The sequence below is a fragment of the Nostocoides sp. HKS02 genome, from assembly GCF_009707485.1.
GTDB lineage: Bacteria > Actinomycetota > Actinomycetes > Actinomycetales > Dermatophilaceae > Pedococcus.
The window spans coordinates 754,452-768,824 of sequence record NZ_CP046121.1 but is presented as its reverse complement, the minus strand read 5'-3'; the positions used below and the strand labels follow the sequence as shown (position 1 = coordinate 768,824).

At 72.2% G+C, this 14,373-nt stretch carries 15 protein-coding genes, 2 pseudogenes and 1 riboswitch; of the genes and pseudogenes, 5 read left to right on the top strand and 12 right to left on the bottom strand.

Annotation, left to right across the window (positions count from 1 at the left end; translation table 11 throughout):
* Positions 1 to 3: 3 nt before the first annotated feature.
* The 3 genes from GKE56_RS03595 to GKE56_RS03585 are packed head-to-tail and all read left to right on the top strand — an operon-like array spanning position 4 to position 2,924.
* Positions 4 to 585, top strand: a complete 582-nt coding sequence (locus GKE56_RS03595; RefSeq protein ID WP_154683384.1) for a uridine kinase — start codon at positions 4 to 6, stop codon at positions 583 to 585.
* Entirely contained in the window at positions 582 to 1,706 is a 1,125-nt protein-coding gene (locus GKE56_RS03590) for an aromatic acid exporter family protein (RefSeq protein WP_230209162.1), read from the top strand. Before GKE56_RS03595 ends, GKE56_RS03590 begins: the two co-directional genes overlap by 4 nt.
* 24 nt (positions 1,707 to 1,730) lie before the next feature.
* Entirely contained in the window at positions 1,731 to 2,924 is a 1,194-nt protein-coding gene (locus GKE56_RS03585) for an MFS transporter (protein WP_154683383.1), read from the top strand.
* A 7-nt stretch (positions 2,925 to 2,931) separates the two neighbouring features.
* Here the strand turns inward: GKE56_RS03585 and GKE56_RS03580 are convergent, their stop codons facing one another.
* From GKE56_RS03580 to rpe, 9 genes are all read right to left on the bottom strand, one after another.
* On the bottom strand, positions 2,932 to 3,354 hold the full coding sequence (locus tag GKE56_RS03580; RefSeq protein ID WP_230209161.1) for a PH domain-containing protein: 423 nt from the start codon (positions 3,352 to 3,354) through the stop codon (positions 2,932 to 2,934).
* 77 nt (positions 3,355 to 3,431) lie between these two features.
* Entirely contained in the window at positions 3,432 to 4,277 is an 846-nt protein-coding gene (gene hisG, locus GKE56_RS03575; protein WP_154683382.1) for an ATP phosphoribosyltransferase, read from the bottom strand.
* Positions 4,278 to 4,289: 12 nt separating this feature from the next.
* Positions 4,290 to 4,553, bottom strand: a complete 264-nt coding sequence (locus GKE56_RS03570) for a phosphoribosyl-ATP diphosphatase (RefSeq protein WP_154683381.1) — start codon at positions 4,551 to 4,553, stop codon at positions 4,290 to 4,292.
* Positions 4,550 to 5,035, bottom strand: coding sequence for a 6,7-dimethyl-8-ribityllumazine synthase (gene ribH, locus GKE56_RS03565; protein ID WP_154683380.1), 486 nt, complete (start codon positions 5,033 to 5,035; stop codon positions 4,550 to 4,552). The genes GKE56_RS03570 and ribH overlap by 4 nt, the downstream gene beginning before the upstream one ends.
* Positions 5,032 to 6,258, bottom strand: coding sequence for a 3,4-dihydroxy-2-butanone-4-phosphate synthase (gene ribB, locus GKE56_RS03560; RefSeq protein WP_195908221.1), 1,227 nt, complete (start codon positions 6,256 to 6,258; stop codon positions 5,032 to 5,034). Before ribB ends, ribH begins: the two co-directional genes overlap by 4 nt.
* A complete protein-coding gene (locus GKE56_RS03555; protein WP_154683379.1) occupies positions 6,255 to 6,965 on the bottom strand; it encodes a nicotinamide mononucleotide transporter family protein in 711 nt (236 codons plus the stop codon). Before GKE56_RS03555 ends, ribB begins: the two co-directional genes overlap by 4 nt.
* Entirely contained in the window at positions 6,962 to 7,639 is a 678-nt protein-coding gene (locus GKE56_RS03550) for a riboflavin synthase (protein WP_154683378.1), read from the bottom strand. The genes GKE56_RS03555 and GKE56_RS03550 overlap by 4 nt, the downstream gene beginning before the upstream one ends.
* Positions 7,639 to 8,805, bottom strand: coding sequence for a bifunctional diaminohydroxyphosphoribosylaminopyrimidine deaminase/5-amino-6-(5-phosphoribosylamino)uracil reductase RibD (ribD, locus tag GKE56_RS03545; RefSeq protein WP_370518448.1), 1,167 nt, complete (start codon positions 8,803 to 8,805; stop codon positions 7,639 to 7,641). Before ribD ends, GKE56_RS03550 begins: the two co-directional genes overlap by 1 nt.
* A riboswitch (FMN riboswitch) is annotated at positions 8,788 to 8,918 on the bottom strand. It overlaps the preceding gene by 18 nt.
* A 107-nt stretch (positions 8,919 to 9,025) precedes the next feature.
* On the bottom strand, positions 9,026 to 9,682 hold the full coding sequence (rpe, locus tag GKE56_RS03540; RefSeq protein ID WP_154683377.1) for a ribulose-phosphate 3-epimerase: 657 nt from the start codon (positions 9,680 to 9,682) through the stop codon (positions 9,026 to 9,028).
* Positions 9,683 to 9,803: 121 nt separating this feature from the next.
* On the opposite strand from rpe, the gene GKE56_RS03535 reads away from it, so the two are divergent.
* Together GKE56_RS03535 and GKE56_RS03530 are read left to right on the top strand one after the other, a co-directional pair.
* The gene (locus tag GKE56_RS03535) at positions 9,804 to 10,055 is read left to right on the top strand and encodes a hypothetical protein (protein WP_154683376.1); all 252 of its coding nucleotides are present in this window, start codon (positions 9,804 to 9,806) and stop codon (positions 10,053 to 10,055) included.
* Positions 10,012 to 11,274: an HNH endonuclease signature motif containing protein gene (locus GKE56_RS03530; RefSeq protein WP_154683375.1), complete on the top strand. Its 1,263-nt coding sequence runs from the start codon at positions 10,012 to 10,014 to the stop codon at positions 11,272 to 11,274. Before GKE56_RS03535 ends, GKE56_RS03530 begins: the two co-directional genes overlap by 44 nt.
* Positions 11,275 to 11,289: 15 nt before the next feature.
* Here the strand turns inward: GKE56_RS03530 and GKE56_RS03525 are convergent.
* The 3 genes and pseudogenes from GKE56_RS03525 to def form a co-directional block, all read right to left on the bottom strand.
* Positions 11,290 to 12,808 (bottom strand): annotated as a pseudogene (locus GKE56_RS03525) (RsmB/NOP family class I SAM-dependent RNA methyltransferase).
* A pseudogene (gene fmt, locus GKE56_RS03520) lies at positions 12,801 to 13,764 on the bottom strand (methionyl-tRNA formyltransferase). The pseudogenes GKE56_RS03525 and fmt overlap by 8 nt, the downstream one beginning before the upstream one ends.
* A gap of 2 nt (positions 13,765 to 13,766) precedes the next feature.
* Entirely contained in the window at positions 13,767 to 14,312 is a 546-nt protein-coding gene (gene def, locus GKE56_RS03515; RefSeq protein ID WP_154683374.1) for a peptide deformylase, read from the bottom strand.
* Positions 14,313 to 14,373: the final 61 nt, after the last annotated feature.

The window sequence follows — 14,373 nt, the reverse complement described above, 5'->3', positions numbered from 1 at the left end:
CCCATGTCCACCGACCACAGAGCAAGCCACGTGGCCTCGGTCGTGGCCTCAGTGGTGGCCTTGGTGGATGCCAGCGAGCCGCGCTGCGGCTCAACCAAGCTCGTCGCGATCGACGGCCCCAGCGGTGCCGGCAAGACCACCCTCGCGAGCGACGTGGCAGCCGCGCTGAGCGCGCCGACGGTGCACATGGACGACCTGTACCCGGGCTGGGACGGCTTGCGGGCGGGCACCCACCGGGCGCACGAGTGGATCGTGAGCCCGCTGCGCGACGGCCGTCCGGCGCGCTACCAGCGCTGGGACTGGGCCCTCGACGCGTATGCCGAGGAGTGGGTGCAGATCCCGCCCTCCGAGATCGTCGTGCTGGAGGGCTGTGGCGCCGGAGCGCTCCCCGCCGGCAACGCCGCCTCGGTGCTGATCTGGGTCGAGGCCGACGCGGGCGTGCGGTTGGCCCGGGGTATCGCCCGGGACCCGGAGTACGCCGAGTTCTGGGACGCCTGGGCAGACAGCGAACGGCGGCTGTACGAGGCCGACCGCACCTGGGAACGCGCCCACTTGTTCATCGACACGACACTGGACCGGTTGTGACCACCGTGGCGCGGGCCGCGCAGCGGTCCCGGACCGAGGCGCGCGACCGGGTCCGACGGATGGTCAGCCGGATGTTCTTCATCGTCCAGTGCGGCCTCGGCGCGGCCGTCGCCTGGTGGGTGGCCTCGGACGTGCTGCACCACACCCGCCCCTTCTTCGCGCCCGTCACCGCGATCATCTCGCTCGGCATGTCGTTCGGGCAGCGGCTGCGTCGCGTCACCGAGGTGATGATCGGGGTCGCCGTCGGGGTGTTCACCGGTGACCTGTTCGTGCACTTCTTCGGGTCCGGCGTGTGGCAGCTCGGGGTGGTCGTCGTGGTCGCGATGAGCATTGCGGCGCTGCTCGGCGCGGGGATGCTCCTCATCAGCCAGGCCGGGGCGCAGTCGGTCATCGTCACGACCCTCGTGGCGGCGCCCGGTCAGGCCTTCACCCGGTGGCTCGACGCGGTGATCGGCGGGCTGGTGGCCCTGCTCTTCACCCTCGTCGCGCCGGCCGCGCCGCTGCGCCGACCCCGGCAGCAGGCCGCTGTCGTCGTGCGTGAGCTCGGCGCCATCCTCGCCGACACGGTCCGGGCGCTCGCCGACCACGACGCCGACCTCGCCTCGGCCACCCTCGCCCGGGCCCGGGCCTCCGAGCACATGCTCGACGAGCTGCGGGCCCTCTCGGCCGAGGGCATCGCGGTGGTCCGGCTCTCCCCGTTGCGCCGCAGGCACCTGCCCGGGGTCCAGGCCATCGCCGACCTCCTCGAACCCCTCGACCGGGCCATCCGCAACCTTCGGGTGCTCGTGCGTCGCGCCGCCATCGCGACCTGGCGCGAGGAACCGGTGCCCACGGCATACCTCCAGCTGTTGACCGCGCTGGCGCAGACCACGGAGGACATCGCCCGCGAGCTGCAGGAGCGCCGGCTGCCCGTCAACGCACGCACCGGGCTGCACCGGATCGCCGAGCTGAGCGCGGTGATCGACCCGTCGGCGGGGTTGTCCGGGGAGGTGATGCGCGCCCAGATCCGCTCCATGGTCGTCGACCTGCTCATGCTCACCGGGCTGCCCCAGGACGAGGCCCGCGACCAGGTCCCCGAGTCGTTCGGCCCGACCACGCCGACCACCCCGGCCGACCGCTGACCGCGCCTGACAGACTCGCTCCCGATGTCCACGCCCCGCACCCACCTGCCCCCCGTCTGGCTGCTCAGCATCGCCCTGGTCGCCGTCGCGGCGAACCTCCGGACGGCGATCGCCAGCGTCCCGCCCCTGACCCAGACGCTCGCCGCCGACCTCGGGCTGTCGAACGCCGCGCTCGGCGCACTGACCACGCTCCCCGTCCTGTGCATGGGTGTCTTCGCGCCGTTCGCCCAGCGCATCGCGGCGCGGCTCGGTGCAGCGGCGTCGGTGGAGCTGGCCATCGGCTGCGTCGTCGCCGGGGTGGCGATGCGGTTCGCGGGTGGCCAGGTCTGGCCGCTGTATGCCGGCACCTTCCTGGCCGGGGTCGGCATCGCCCTCGCCGGCACGCTGCTGCCCGGGCTGGTCAAGGAGCTCTTTCCCCCGGAGCGGTCCGGGCTCGTCACGGGGCTCTACATGCTCGCGATGATGAGCGGCGCCGGTGCGTCGTCGGCGCTCTCGGTGCCCCTGAAGGGGTGGCTCGGGTCCTGGCAGGCCTCACTCGGGTCGTGGTCGGTGCTCGGGCTCGTGGGGGCCCTGGCCTGGCTTCCGGTGCTGCTGGGCCACCGCCGCCACCGTGCCGCGAACCCCACCCTCGTGGTGTCCGTCGGCCTGCCCTGGCGCCACGCGACCGCGTGGCTGGTCGCGGCCTACCTCACCGTCCAGTCCCTCGAGTTCTACTCCACGCTGGCGTGGCTCGCCCCGTCGTACACCGCCCGCGGATGGGACCCCACGCACGCGGGCTACCTACTGTCGGCCTTCACGGCGGCCCAGCTCGTCTCGGGGCTGCTCGGCCCCGCCCTGAGCGACCGCATCACCGACCACCGCCTCCTGCTGCTCGGGGCCTCGGTACTCGGCCTGCTCGGCCAGGCGGGGCTGTGGCTCCTGCCCACCGCGGCGCCGTGGGCGTGGGCGCTGGTGCTCGGCGCGGGCCAGGGCGCGAGCTTCGCGCTGGGCCTGGTGCTCATGGTCGACTACGCCGCGAGCCCGGCAGCCAGCGCTCGGCTCGCCGGGATGGCCTTCTTCGTCAGCTACACGATCGCCTCGTTCGGCCCCGCGAGCCTCGGCGCGCTGCGCGACGCGACCGGAGGGTTCACCGCGGTGTGGATGACGTTGACACTCCTGACCATCGCCCAGCTCGCCCTCGCGGGTCTGCTGCGCCCTGACCTGCGCAAGGTGACCTGACGCTGCGTCAGTCGAGCGTGACGTCCGGACTCGCGGCGGACGGCCCCAACGCCTGGACCAGCGCCACCAGCCGGCGGGCCTCGGCCAGGGCGAAGGTCGAGTCGGCCTTCTGGATCGCCATCACGGCGAGGACGTCGGTGTCGTCGAGCTCGAGGCTCACCCACGGGTCGCCCCCGGCGAACTTCACGTCGACGACCGACTGCCACGACACGGCCCGTGTCGTGAAGAGGTTGCGGACCGTGAGCGTCTCGCGGGTCGGCGTGGCCCGGATCGAGGCGTACCGCCACAACAGGTAGGCCATGGCCACCCCGAGGCCGGCGAAGAAGACCCGATCGCCGACCCGCCAGTTGCCGGCCTGGGCGGGACCCGGGAGGAAGACGGCGACCACGCCGAAGATGACCACCGACAGCACGGCCGCTGCGATCGCCACCGTGCGACCCCGCCGTGGCCGGAACGGCGCGAATGCCGCCTGGTCGTCAGGAGAGGTCGAGGTCGACCGTACGGTGTTCAGAGCCGGCACGCAGCGATGTCGGTCACGAGGATCGCGCGGGCACCGAGGTCGTAGAGCTCGTCCATGATCGCGTTGGTCCGCGCTCGCGGCACCATGGCCCGCACGGCGGCCCAGTCCTTGTTCTGGAGCTGGGAGACCGTCGGCGACTCGAGCCCAGGCGTCACCGCGCACGCCTCCTCGACGAGCGACACCGGCACGTCGTAGTCGAGCATCACGTAGTGGCGGGCGGTGATGACGCCGGTGAGCCGGCGCCGCAGGACGTCGACCGCCGCGGTCTCATGCGAGCCTTCGCGCCGGATGAGCACGGCCTCGCTGCGCAGGATGGGGTCGCCGAACACCTCGAGGCCCTGGTTGCGCAGCGTGGTGCCGGTCTCGACCACGTCGGCGATGACGTCGGCGACGCCGAGGGTGATGGCCGTCTCGACGGCACCGTCGAGCCGGACGACCTGCGCGGACACTCCCTGCTCCGCGAGGTGCTTCTCCACCAGGCCCGGGTAGCTCGTCGCGACGCGGTGCCCCGAGATCTCCTGGACCGCTCCGCACGTGCCCGGCTTGGCGGCATACCGGAAGGTCGACCCACCGAAACCCAGCGTCATGACCTCGATCGCCGCGCTGCCGGAGTCGAGCAGCAGGTCACGACCGGTGATGCCGCAGTCCACCGTGCCGGACCCGACGTAGACGGCGATGTCACGCGGACGTAGGTAGAAGAACTCGACGTCGTTGTCGGCGTCGGCGACGACGAGCTCCTTGGCGTCGCGGCGCACGCGGTAGCCGGACTCACGCAGCATGTCGACGGCTGGTTCGGACAGGGATCCCTTGTTGGGAACGGCAATTCGCAGCATGTGCGGAACTTCCTAGAGGTGTGCGTAGACGTCGTCGAGGCTGATGTCAGAGGCGACCATGAGCACCTGGACGTGGTAGAGCAGCTGACTGATCTCCTCGGCCGCACGGTCCTTGCCCTCGTGCTCGGCGGCCATCCAGACCTCTGCGGCCTCCTCGACGATCTTCTTGCCGATGGCGTGCACGCCGGCATCCAGCGCGGCGACGGTGCCGGACCCGTCGGGTCGGCTCACCGCCTTCTCGGCCAGCTCGGCATACAGGTCGTCGAAGGTCTTCACGCGCCCAGCGTACGGGGAGCAAGGGCACCGAGGGTGACCGCGGTCGCCACCGCGGCGACAGCGGCCTCGTGCCCCTTGTCCTCGCTGGAGCCGGGGAGCCCCGCTCGGTCGAGAGCCTGCGCGTCGTCGTCGCACGTGAGTACGCCGAAGCCGACCGGGCACCCGGTCGTGGCACTCACCTGGGTCAGGCCGGTGGTGACCCCGGAGCAGACGTAGTCGAAGTGCGGTGTGCCACCGCGGATGACGACTCCGAGCGCCACCAGCGCGTCGTATGCCGGCGCGAGCCGCGCGCACGCGACGGTGAGCTCGACCGTGCCCGGCACCCGCACCAGGGGGACGTCGCGGACGCCCGCCTCGGCGAGGCCCCGCTGGGCACCCGCGACCAGGCCGTCCATGACCTCGGTGTGCCAGGACGCCGCCACGATCGCGACCCGCAGATCGCTGCCGTCGGGGGTGATGACCGGTGCGCCGTGCCCGCTCACGCGGTCTCCCCCGAGTCGAGTGCGTCCACGAGCAGGTCGTGACCCATGCGGTCGCGCTTGGTGCGCAGGTAGGCGCGGTTGGCGGCCGTCGGAGCCACCGACAGCCGCTCGACGGCCGAGACGCTCACGCCGTGGCTTCGCAACGCCTCGACCTTGGCCGGGTTGTTCGTGAGGAGTCGCACGGCGCCCAGCCCGAGATCGGTGAGGATCGCGGCACCGGCGGCGTACTCGCGGGCGTCGACGGGCAGGCCCAGCTCCACCTGGGCGTCGACGGTGTCGCGACCCTGGTCCTGGAGCTCGTAGGCCTTGAGCTTGTTGACCAGTCCCACCCCGCGGCCCTCGTGTCCGCGCAGGTAGACGAGCAGGCCGCCCTCCGCCGCGATGCGCTCCATCGAGCGCTGCAGCTGCGGCCCGCAGTCGCAGCGCTGCGAGCCGAACGCATCACCGGTGAGGCACTCGGAGTGCATCCGCACCAACGGGGACGGGCCACCCAGCCCTGCCGGGCTGACCAGCGCGATGTGCTCATCGCCGGTGAACAGGTCACGGTAGGCCAGCGCCGTGAAGGTGCCGTGGCGAGTGGGCAGCGTCGTCTCGGCAAGCCGCTCGACGCGGTCGTGGCGTTGCCGCCACGCGATGAGCTGGGCGATCGTCACGACGGGCAGGTCGTGCACGGCTCCTGTGGCAAGCACCTCGGGCAGCCGCATCATCGTGCCGTCATCGTTGACCAGCTCGCCGATCGCGGCGACCGGCGCGAGACCCGCGAGGCGGCACAGGTCGACTGCGGCCTCGGTGTGACCGGGGCGCTCGAGCACGCCGCCAGCCTTGGCGCGCAACGGAATCACGTGGCCGGGTCGCACGAACGAGTCGGCAGTGGCCGCGGGGTCGGCGAGGAGCCGGATGGTGAGCGCGCGGTCCGCCGCACTGATGCCAGTCGTCACGCCGCCAGCCGCGTCGACCGTGACGGTGTACGACGTGCGCAACGGGTCGCGGTTGTCGGCCACCATCAGCGGCAGACCGAGCCGGTCCGCGGTGTCCGGGGTGACCGGCGCACAGATGTAGCCACTCGTGTGCCGGATGGTCCACGCCATCCACTCGTCGGTGAGGGTCTGGGCCGCCAGGATGACGTCGCCCTCGTTCTCGCGGTCCTCGTTGTCGGTCACGAGGACCGGGCGCCCCTCGCGCAGGGCCTCGAGCGCGGCCTCGACGGTGGACACGCCGATCATGCGTGGACCTCCTCACGCTGCGGCTCGGGCAGGCGCTCCTCGCGGGACGCCTTGAGCCAGACGAAGAACCCGTAGACGACCAGGCCGCCGTAGACGGCATACAGGACGGCGGACGGGTAGAACTTCGAGTTCACCAGCAACGGCACCCCGACGAGGTCGACGGCGATCCAGGCCAGCCAGAAGTCGTTCCAGCCTCGGGCCATCGCGTACGTCGCGACGATCGACCCGACGAAGATCCACGCGTCGCACCAGTAGTACCAACGCGGGGCGGGCCAGCCTGCACCGATCAGCGCGAAGACGGCCTGGAGCACGACGACCCCGCCCACCCAGAAGGCGAGGTAGCCGAGGCGCTCACGAACGGTTGCCCAGCGGGGCGTGATCGCCGGCCGGTCGGTGCCCTCGGCGTGGTTGGCTCTGCGCACCGCGTTCCAGCGCCACCAGCCGTAGACGCTGGTGATGATGAAGAAGATCTGGCGGCCTGCCTGCCCGAACAGCGTCGTGTGCTGGGGGTTGCTGAACGCCACTCCGAAGAAGACGGTGAACAGCAGCGCGTTGCCGACGATCCCCACGGGCCACGCCCAGACCCGGCGGCGCAGCCCCCCGATCGCCGAGGCGAACCCGAAGAGGTTGCCGACCACCTCGCGCCACAGGATGTGCTGACTGCCGATGGTCAGCTGAGCCTCGAAGAGCTTCTCGAGCCAGTTCATGCGGTGGTCTCCCTGGTGTGAGTGTCGGCGTGAGTGCCGGTGTGAGTGTCGGTGTGAGCTTCGGTGTCGGTTTCGGTGGTGGTGATGGTGTTCGCGAGCAGCCGCTCGACGTACTTGGCCAGGACGTCGACCTCCAGGTTGACGCTGGCTCCCACGTCCTTGCGGCCCAAGGTGGTGAGGTCGAGCGTGGTCGGGATCAGCGAGACGCTGAAGGTGTCGTCGTCGACCGTGGCGACCGTGAGGCTGACCCCGTCGACGGTGATCGAGCCCTTTTCCACGACGTAACGGGCGAGGTGACCCGGCAGGCTGAAGACGACGACCTCCCAGCGGTCGCCGGGGACCCGCTGCAGGATCCGGGCCGTCCCGTCGACGTGGCCCTGGACGATGTGTCCGCCGAACCGGCTCGATGCCGCCATGGCCCGCTCGAGGTTGACGCGGTCGCCGGGGGTCAGGTCACCCAGGCTGCTGCGGGCGAGGGTCTCGGCCATCACGTCGACCGTGAACCGACCCTCGCCGTGCTCGACGACCGTGAGGCAGACCCCGTTGACCGCAATGGATGCGCCGTGCTCGGCGTCGGAGGTGACCAGCGGCCCCTCGACGGTCAGGCGCGCCGACTCGGCGCCGTCCTCGAGCGCGACGACGTGGCCGAGCTCCTCGACGATCCCGGTGAACATCAGCCGATCTCCTTGCGTGACGGGGTGATTCGTGCGGTGATCCGTGTGTCGTCGCCGAGCAGGGAGATGTCGGTCGGCCGCAACCGCAGGGCGTGGTCCATGGTCGTGATGCCCAAGTCGCCGACGGTCGGCCGCCCGCGGCCCAGCAACACCGGTGCGACGTAGGCGATGACCTCGTCGACCAGGCCCGCCGCCATGAATGCCGCCGCCACAGTGGGTCCGCCCTCGAGCCAGACGTGGTGCACCTCCGCGGCCGAGAGGGCAGTCAGCACCTCCTTGGGGTCGCGGGTGCGCAGGTGCCAGGTGAGCGCGACCTCGTCGAGGACCTTGGCGTCGCCGGGCAGGTCGCGCTCGCCCATGACGACCCGCACCGGTTGGGTCTCGTAGAGCGAGCCGTCCGGGCGCCGGGCGGTCAGGTGCGGGTCGTCCGCGAGAGCGGTGCCGGTGCCCACCAGGATCGCTCCGCACCGGGACCGCTGGAGATGCACGTCGGCACGCGCCGCCGGACCGGTGATCCACCGGCTCGTGCCGTCCGCGGCGGCGCTGCGCCCGTCCAGGGTCGTCGCGAGCTTCCAGGTGACCCACGGCCGCCCGGTGCCGATGCGGTGGGTCCATGTGTGGTTGAGCTCCTCGGCCTCGTCGGCGAGGAGCCCTCCCTCGACCGTGACGTCGCGCAGACGGAGCCACTCGGCCCCGCCCGCGGCTGCCGGGTTCGGGTCGGTCTGGGCGTGCACGACGCGGGCCACGCCCGCGGCATACAACGCGTGGGCGCACGGCTGCGTGCGACCGGAGTGGTTGCACGGCTCCAACGTCACGTATGCCGTGGCGCCGGCCGCGGCCGCGCCGGCCCGGGCCAGGGCATCCACCTCCGCGTGGGCCGTGCCTGCGCCGCGATGCCATCCCTCGCCCACGACGTCACCGCTGGGCGCGACGAGGACGCAGCCCACCCGCGGGTTGGGGTTGGACTCGGGGCCGTTCGCCGCCAACGCCAACGCACGGCGCATCATCGCCGTATCGGTCGTGGCCTGGTCTGTCATGTCCTGCCCTCGTGGTCGGAACCGTGGTTCGAACTCCGGGAGGACGAGCAGGCGGACCGGCGGGATGCCGCCGAGGCTCACCTCGACACTGCAGACCCACTGGTCCTGCTGTCGCGTGCTGCCTACCATCCGGACTTTCACCGTCGGTCTGGGAGTTCCACCCAGTCAACCGGCCGCTGGCTGCGGTCGGGTCGCGGACTGTCACCGCCGGTTCGGAGTTACACCGACCCCGGAGCACGTCAGGGAACAGTATGCCAGCGAGGCACCAGAGCCGGACAGTACGGTCAGCGTGACGGTCCTCACCCGGCGCGCGTCAGTGCCCGTGGGCGTGTCAGTGCCCGTGGGCGCGTCAGTGCGCGTGGGCGCTGGCCAGGGCGCGCAGCTCGTCCACCGCAGCCGCGGCGTCCTGTGCGCCGTAGACCGCAGACCCGGCGACGAAGACGTCCGCGCCGGCCTCGGCACACTGCTCGATGGTCGAGGCGGAGACCCCACCGTCGACCTGCACCCAGACCTCGCCGCCCCGGCGCCGGACGGCCTCACGCACCTGGGCGACCTTGGGCATCTGGTCCGCCATGAACGACTGGCCGCCGAAGCCGGGCTCCACCGTCATGACCAGCACCATGTCGAGGTCGGTCAGCAGCTCCTCGTAGGGGCCGAACGCGGTGCCGGGCTTGATGGCCATGCCCGCGCGGGCACCCGCCGCGCGCAGGGTGCGAGCGAGGGCTCGTGGACCGGCAGCAGCCTCGATGTGGAAGGTCACCGACGCCGCCCCGGCCTCGGCATACTTCGGCGCCCAGCGGTCGGGATCGTCGATCATCAGGTGGCAGTCCAGCGGGATCGGGCTGACCTTGGCGAGCGCCTCCACGACCGGCAGGCCCAGGGTGAGGTTGGGGACGAAGTGACCGTCCATGACGTCCACGTGGGCCCAGTCCGCGTTGCCGATGCGGTTGAGCTCGCTCTGGAGATTGGCGAAGTCGGCGGACAGGATGCTCGGTGAGATCTGCACGGCGCACACTCTATCGGGCTCACGGAACACACACTCGGGCGGCCGAATTGGCTTGAGACCATTGGAGTTTGGGACACTGAGGGGTTGCGGTACAACGATCCTGGACGCTAGAATCGAACACATGTTCGACTGGTCTTTCAAGGAGGCGCCCGGGCTCTCGCCAGAGGTGTTGGGTGCGGCTGCCCTTGCCGTCACCTCCGAGGACCTCGACGCCATGACCGTCGAGCAGGCCGAGATCATGGTCATCGCGACGCAGCGCGCGATCAACGCCCTTGCCGCGCGCCAGGCCCGGGCCGTCGACGTGCACGCCGAGGGCCCGGGCCGTCGACGTGCACGCCGAGCGCCTGGAGGACGCTGCCCTCCGGGCCCGTGAGGAGGCCGAGGCCGAGGGTCACCCCCAGCGACGCCGCGTCGGCGAGCGGTTGCCGATCGACCCCCAGCTGGCGTCCGCGGCGAGCCTGGCGCCGCTGCTGCACCTGTCGCCGAGGACGATGGCGACCCGGGTGTTCCAGGCCCGGGTGGTCACCAGGAGCCTGGAACGCACCCACGCGATGGCGTGGGACGGCGAGCTCGAGCCGTACCGGGTCGAGGCCATCGCCCGGGCTGCCCGCGACGTCCGGTTGGACCGGCTCGAGGAGTTCGAGGCGCGGTTGTACGACCGCGACGTCGCGCAGCTGGACCGGTCCTCGCTGGCCGAGCGCGCCCGGCGCGCCGCGGCACGGGCGGATGCCGAGAGCCTCCTCGCCGCAGCGGCGCGGGGACGCACCGGACGTCACGTCACGGTGCGCGCGGGCGACGAGCCGGGGATGACGACGTGGACGATGTCGCTCCCGTCCGCTCAGTCATCGCGACTATGGGCAGCCGTCGAGACGCTCGCCGCGGACTACGCGCTCGCCAACCCGCACCTGCCCATCGGCGCGGCCCGGGCCGACGCGCTGGTCGACCTCGCGCTCAGCGAGGTGCAGGTCACGACCACGGTGACCTTCGTGGCTCCGTTGCCTGGTGAGGTGGAAGGCGAGGTCGAGTTCCGGGCGATCGGAGAGCGAGTCTGTGCCGGGTGCGCCGACGCCGGCGGCCTGTTCGCCGGGCCACAGCCCGAGGAGGGCGAGTGCGGCTGCCGTCCGGGGCTCCGGGCGATGGTGCCGGTCCGAGGGCGCCTGCGAGATCCCGTCGAGGATCCCCGAGTGGGGATGATCCTCCCCACGCACCTCGAACAGCTCGTCGCCGACCCGGACCTGCGGGTGCGCCTCGCGGCGCGACATCCCGGCACCGGGACCCTGCGCTACCAGGACCCGACCACGTATCGGCCCGGCAAGGCGCTGGCCGCTGCGGTGCGGCTGCGCGACGGCCACTGCCGGTTCCCTGGCTGCCGCACGGCCGCCGAGCGCTGCCAGCTCGACCACGTGGTCCCGGCGCCGCTCGGACCGACCGAGGCCGCCAACCTCCAGTGCCTGTGCACCGCCCACCACGGCTTCAAGCACCATGCCGGGTGGACCGTCACCATGGACGACCAGGGGTTCTGCACCTGGACCGCACCGACCGGGCGCCGTCACCACACGGGGCCGCGCGACTTCAGCTCCCAGGCGGCCTAGCGCAACCGGCTCGGGTCACGCGAGCTTGCGCAGCAGCGCGAGGAACATCCCGTCGGTGCCGTGCAGGTGCGGCCACAGCTGCACGGCCGGTCCGCTGCCCGGCACGGGCACAGCATCGCCTTTGGCGTCAACGAGATAGTCACGCGCGTCGATCAGCTCGACGTCGTCGCGCCGCTTGGTCACGTCACCGACCACGAACAAGCGTCTCGGCGAGGTGCGGGCTGCACGTGGCATACGCGATGACTCCCCCACCCGTCGTCGCCTCGATGGCCGACGCGAGCAGCTCGCGCTGCAGCCGGCCGAGGTCGGCGAGGTCCGCCGGCGACCGGCGCCAGCGCGCCTCGGGGCGTCGGCGCAGGGCTCCGAGTCCCGTGCACGGAGCATCGACGAGCACCCGGTGGTAGCGGCCGGGCTCGTCCTCGCCGATGGTGCGCCCGTCGCCGGTGCGGACCTCGAGGGTGCGCCCCTGCGCCCGGGCGAGCGCCGTGGCCGGTCGCAGGGTTTGGCGCACCAGCGTGGCCCGGTGGTCGCTCAGCTCGTTGGCGACGAGGTCCGCCCCAGCCTCGATCGCCAGCGCGGCGAGCAGCCCGGCCTTGCCACCCGGCCCTGCGCACAGGTCGAGCCACTGCTCGGGGCCGGCGTGGTCGACCGGGACTGCTGCGAGTGCGAGCGCGACGAGCTGCGAGCCTTCGTCCTGGACTGCAGCGCGGCCCTCGCGCACCGCTTCGATGCCGCCCGGGTCACCCGCCGGCAGGACCGCGCCGACGGCGGACAGCGAGGAGCGCTCGGCGCCTGCGGCGACGAGCTCGGCGACCGTGGCCAACCCCGGGCGGGCCACGAGGGACACCTTGGCCGGCGCGTTGTCGGTCGCGAGCAGGGCAGTCAGGTCGGCGTCGATCGAGGGGGCGGCCGAGGCCCCGTGGCCCAGCAGGGCCGCGCGGAGCGCCTTGACGATCCACTCGGGGTGGGAGTGCTCGACGGCCAGTCGCGCCACCAGATCACCGCCGCCGGGGGCGACCTCGGCCAGCCACTCCTCGAGGGAGCGCTCGCTGACCCGGCGCATGACCGCGTTCACGAAGCCTGCGGCTCCGGCACCGTTGACCTTGCGGGCCAGACCGACGGTCTCGTCGACCGCGGCATGGGTGGCGACGCGCATACCCAGCAGCTGGTGGACCCCGAGGCGCAGCGTGTCGAGCACGTTCGGGTCGATCTTGCCCACCGGACGAGCGGCGGCGACGGCGATGACGGCGTCGTACAGCCCGCGCATCCGCACGGCGCCGTAGACAAGCTCGGTGGTGAAGGCCGCGTCGCGACCCCGGATCCCCTTCTCGCGCAACACCGTGGGCAGCTCGAGGTTGGCATAGGCACCGTCGGCAACCGCACGCAGCACGGTGTATGCCGCGAGGCGCTGCGGGTCGGTGGTGCGGCTGCGCTCGGCGGGGCGCTGTGCAGAGCGCTCGGTGTCGCCGTGGGCTCGCTCGGGCCGCTGGCGACCCTTGGCGTTGCGGCGTCCGCCGCCGGCGTTCTCACTCATCGGTGAAGCGCTCCCCTGCCTCGATCCGGACGCCGCGAGCCCAGTCGGCCGCCGCCATCTGCTTCTTGCCGTGCGGGCGGACCTCGGAGAGGCGCACCGGCGCCGTGCCGGTGCCCACGAGCACCTCACGCTTCGTCACAGCCAGCTCGCCCGGTGCCAAGGGCCGGTCGGCATACGCCTCGGGCTCGATCGGTCCACCCGGACCCACGTGCCCGACGGGCAGCAGCTTGACCCGCTCGCCACGGAACAAGCGTCCACGCGCCCGGCGCCGGGGTGCACCCGCGGACGAGCCGGTCGACGGCTGCGGCCGGACGCCCCCAGCGCACCCGGGCATCGGCCACCTCGAGCTTCGGCGCGTGCGAGATGCCTTCGGGGCTCTGTGGCACCGGCTGCAACGACCCGTCGGCAAGGCCGTCCATGGTGGCGACGAGCAGGCCAGCCCCGCCGTGCGCGAGACGGCCCAGCAGGTCGCCCGCGGTATCGGTCGGGCGGATGCGCTCGGTCATGACGCCGAACACCGGTCCGGTGTCGAGGCCCTCTTCGATGAGGAAGGTCGAGGCACCGGTGACCTCGTCGCCCGCCATCACGGCGTGCTGGACCGGCGCCGCTCCACGCCAGGCGGGCAGCAACGAGAAGTGCAGGTTGACCCAACCGTGGGTCGGGATGTCGAGGGCGGAGCGCGGGATCAGCGCGCCATAGGCCACGACCGGACACGCGTCGGGTGCGAGCTCACGGAGGCGCTTCTGGAACTCCGGCTCGCTCGGGCGCTGGGGCGTGAGCACCTCGATGCCGTGGGCCTCGGCCCGCTCTCGCACCGGCGACGCGGTGAGGCCGCGCCCGCGACCCGCAGGCGCGTCGGGCCGGGTCACCACCGCCACCACCTCGTGGTCGGAGGCGAGGAGGGCATCCAGGGAGGGCAGGGCCGCCTCAGGAGTGCCCGCGAAGACCAGGCGCAGGCTCACATGCCCCGCCCGAAGGTCGAGTGCGGGCTGAGCTTGACGGTCGGTGTCGGACCGCCCGCCCACTCGGCCTCACGGATCGCCCGCATCGCGGCCTTGCGCTGCTCGCGGTCCATCCGGTCGATGAACAGGATGCCGTCGAGGTGGTCGGTCTCGTGCTGCAGGCAGCGCGCCATCAGCTCGGAGCCCTCGATCGTGACGGGCTCGCCGAACTGGTTGAACCCCGCTGCGACGGTGCGCAGCGCCCGTGGGGTCTCGAACCGCAGCCCGGGGAACGACAGGCAGCCCTCCTCGCCGTCCTGGAGCTCCGTGGAGAGCTCGAGGTCCGGATTGACGAGGTGACCCAGCTCGCCGTCGATCCAGTACGTGAACACCCGCAGGCCCACGCCGATCTGGGGGGCGGCCAGCCCCGCGCCGGGCGCGTCCATCATCGTGTCGGTGAGGTCCTTGACCAGCTGGCGCAGCTCGCGGTCGAAGTCGACGACCGGCTCGGCCGGGGTGCGCAGGACCGGGTCACCGAAGAGGCGGATGTTCTGGATCGACAAGGGCTGGCTGGCTTCCTGGGGGCGGGGGCGGAGCGGCCAAGTGTATGCCGCGGGCGCACCC

Bases quoted from the DNA above. Each gene is read 5' to 3' on its own strand.
- GKE56_RS03595 (WP_154683384.1), top strand. From the start codon at position 4: ATGTCCACCGACCACAGAGCAAGCCACGTGGCCTCGGTCGTGGCCTCA.
- GKE56_RS03585 (WP_154683383.1), top strand. From the start codon at position 1,731: ATGTCCACGCCCCGCACCCACCTGCCCCCCGTCTGGCTGCTCAGCATC.
- hisG (WP_154683382.1), bottom strand. From the start codon at position 4,277: ATGCTGCGAATTGCCGTTCCCAACAAGGGATCCCTGTCCGAACCAGCC.
- ribB (WP_195908221.1), bottom strand. From the start codon at position 6,258: ATGATCGGCGTGTCCACCGTCGAGGCCGCGCTCGAGGCCCTGCGCGAG.
- GKE56_RS03555 (WP_154683379.1), bottom strand. From the start codon at position 6,965: ATGAACTGGCTCGAGAAGCTCTTCGAGGCTCAGCTGACCATCGGCAGT.
- GKE56_RS03550 (WP_154683378.1), bottom strand. From the start codon at position 7,639: ATGTTCACCGGGATCGTCGAGGAGCTCGGCCACGTCGTCGCGCTCGAG.
- ribD (WP_370518448.1), bottom strand. From the start codon at position 8,805: ATGGTAGGCAGCACGCGACAGCAGGACCAGTGGGTCTGCAGTGTCGAG.
- GKE56_RS03535 (WP_154683376.1), top strand. From the start codon at position 9,804: ATGTTCGACTGGTCTTTCAAGGAGGCGCCCGGGCTCTCGCCAGAGGTG.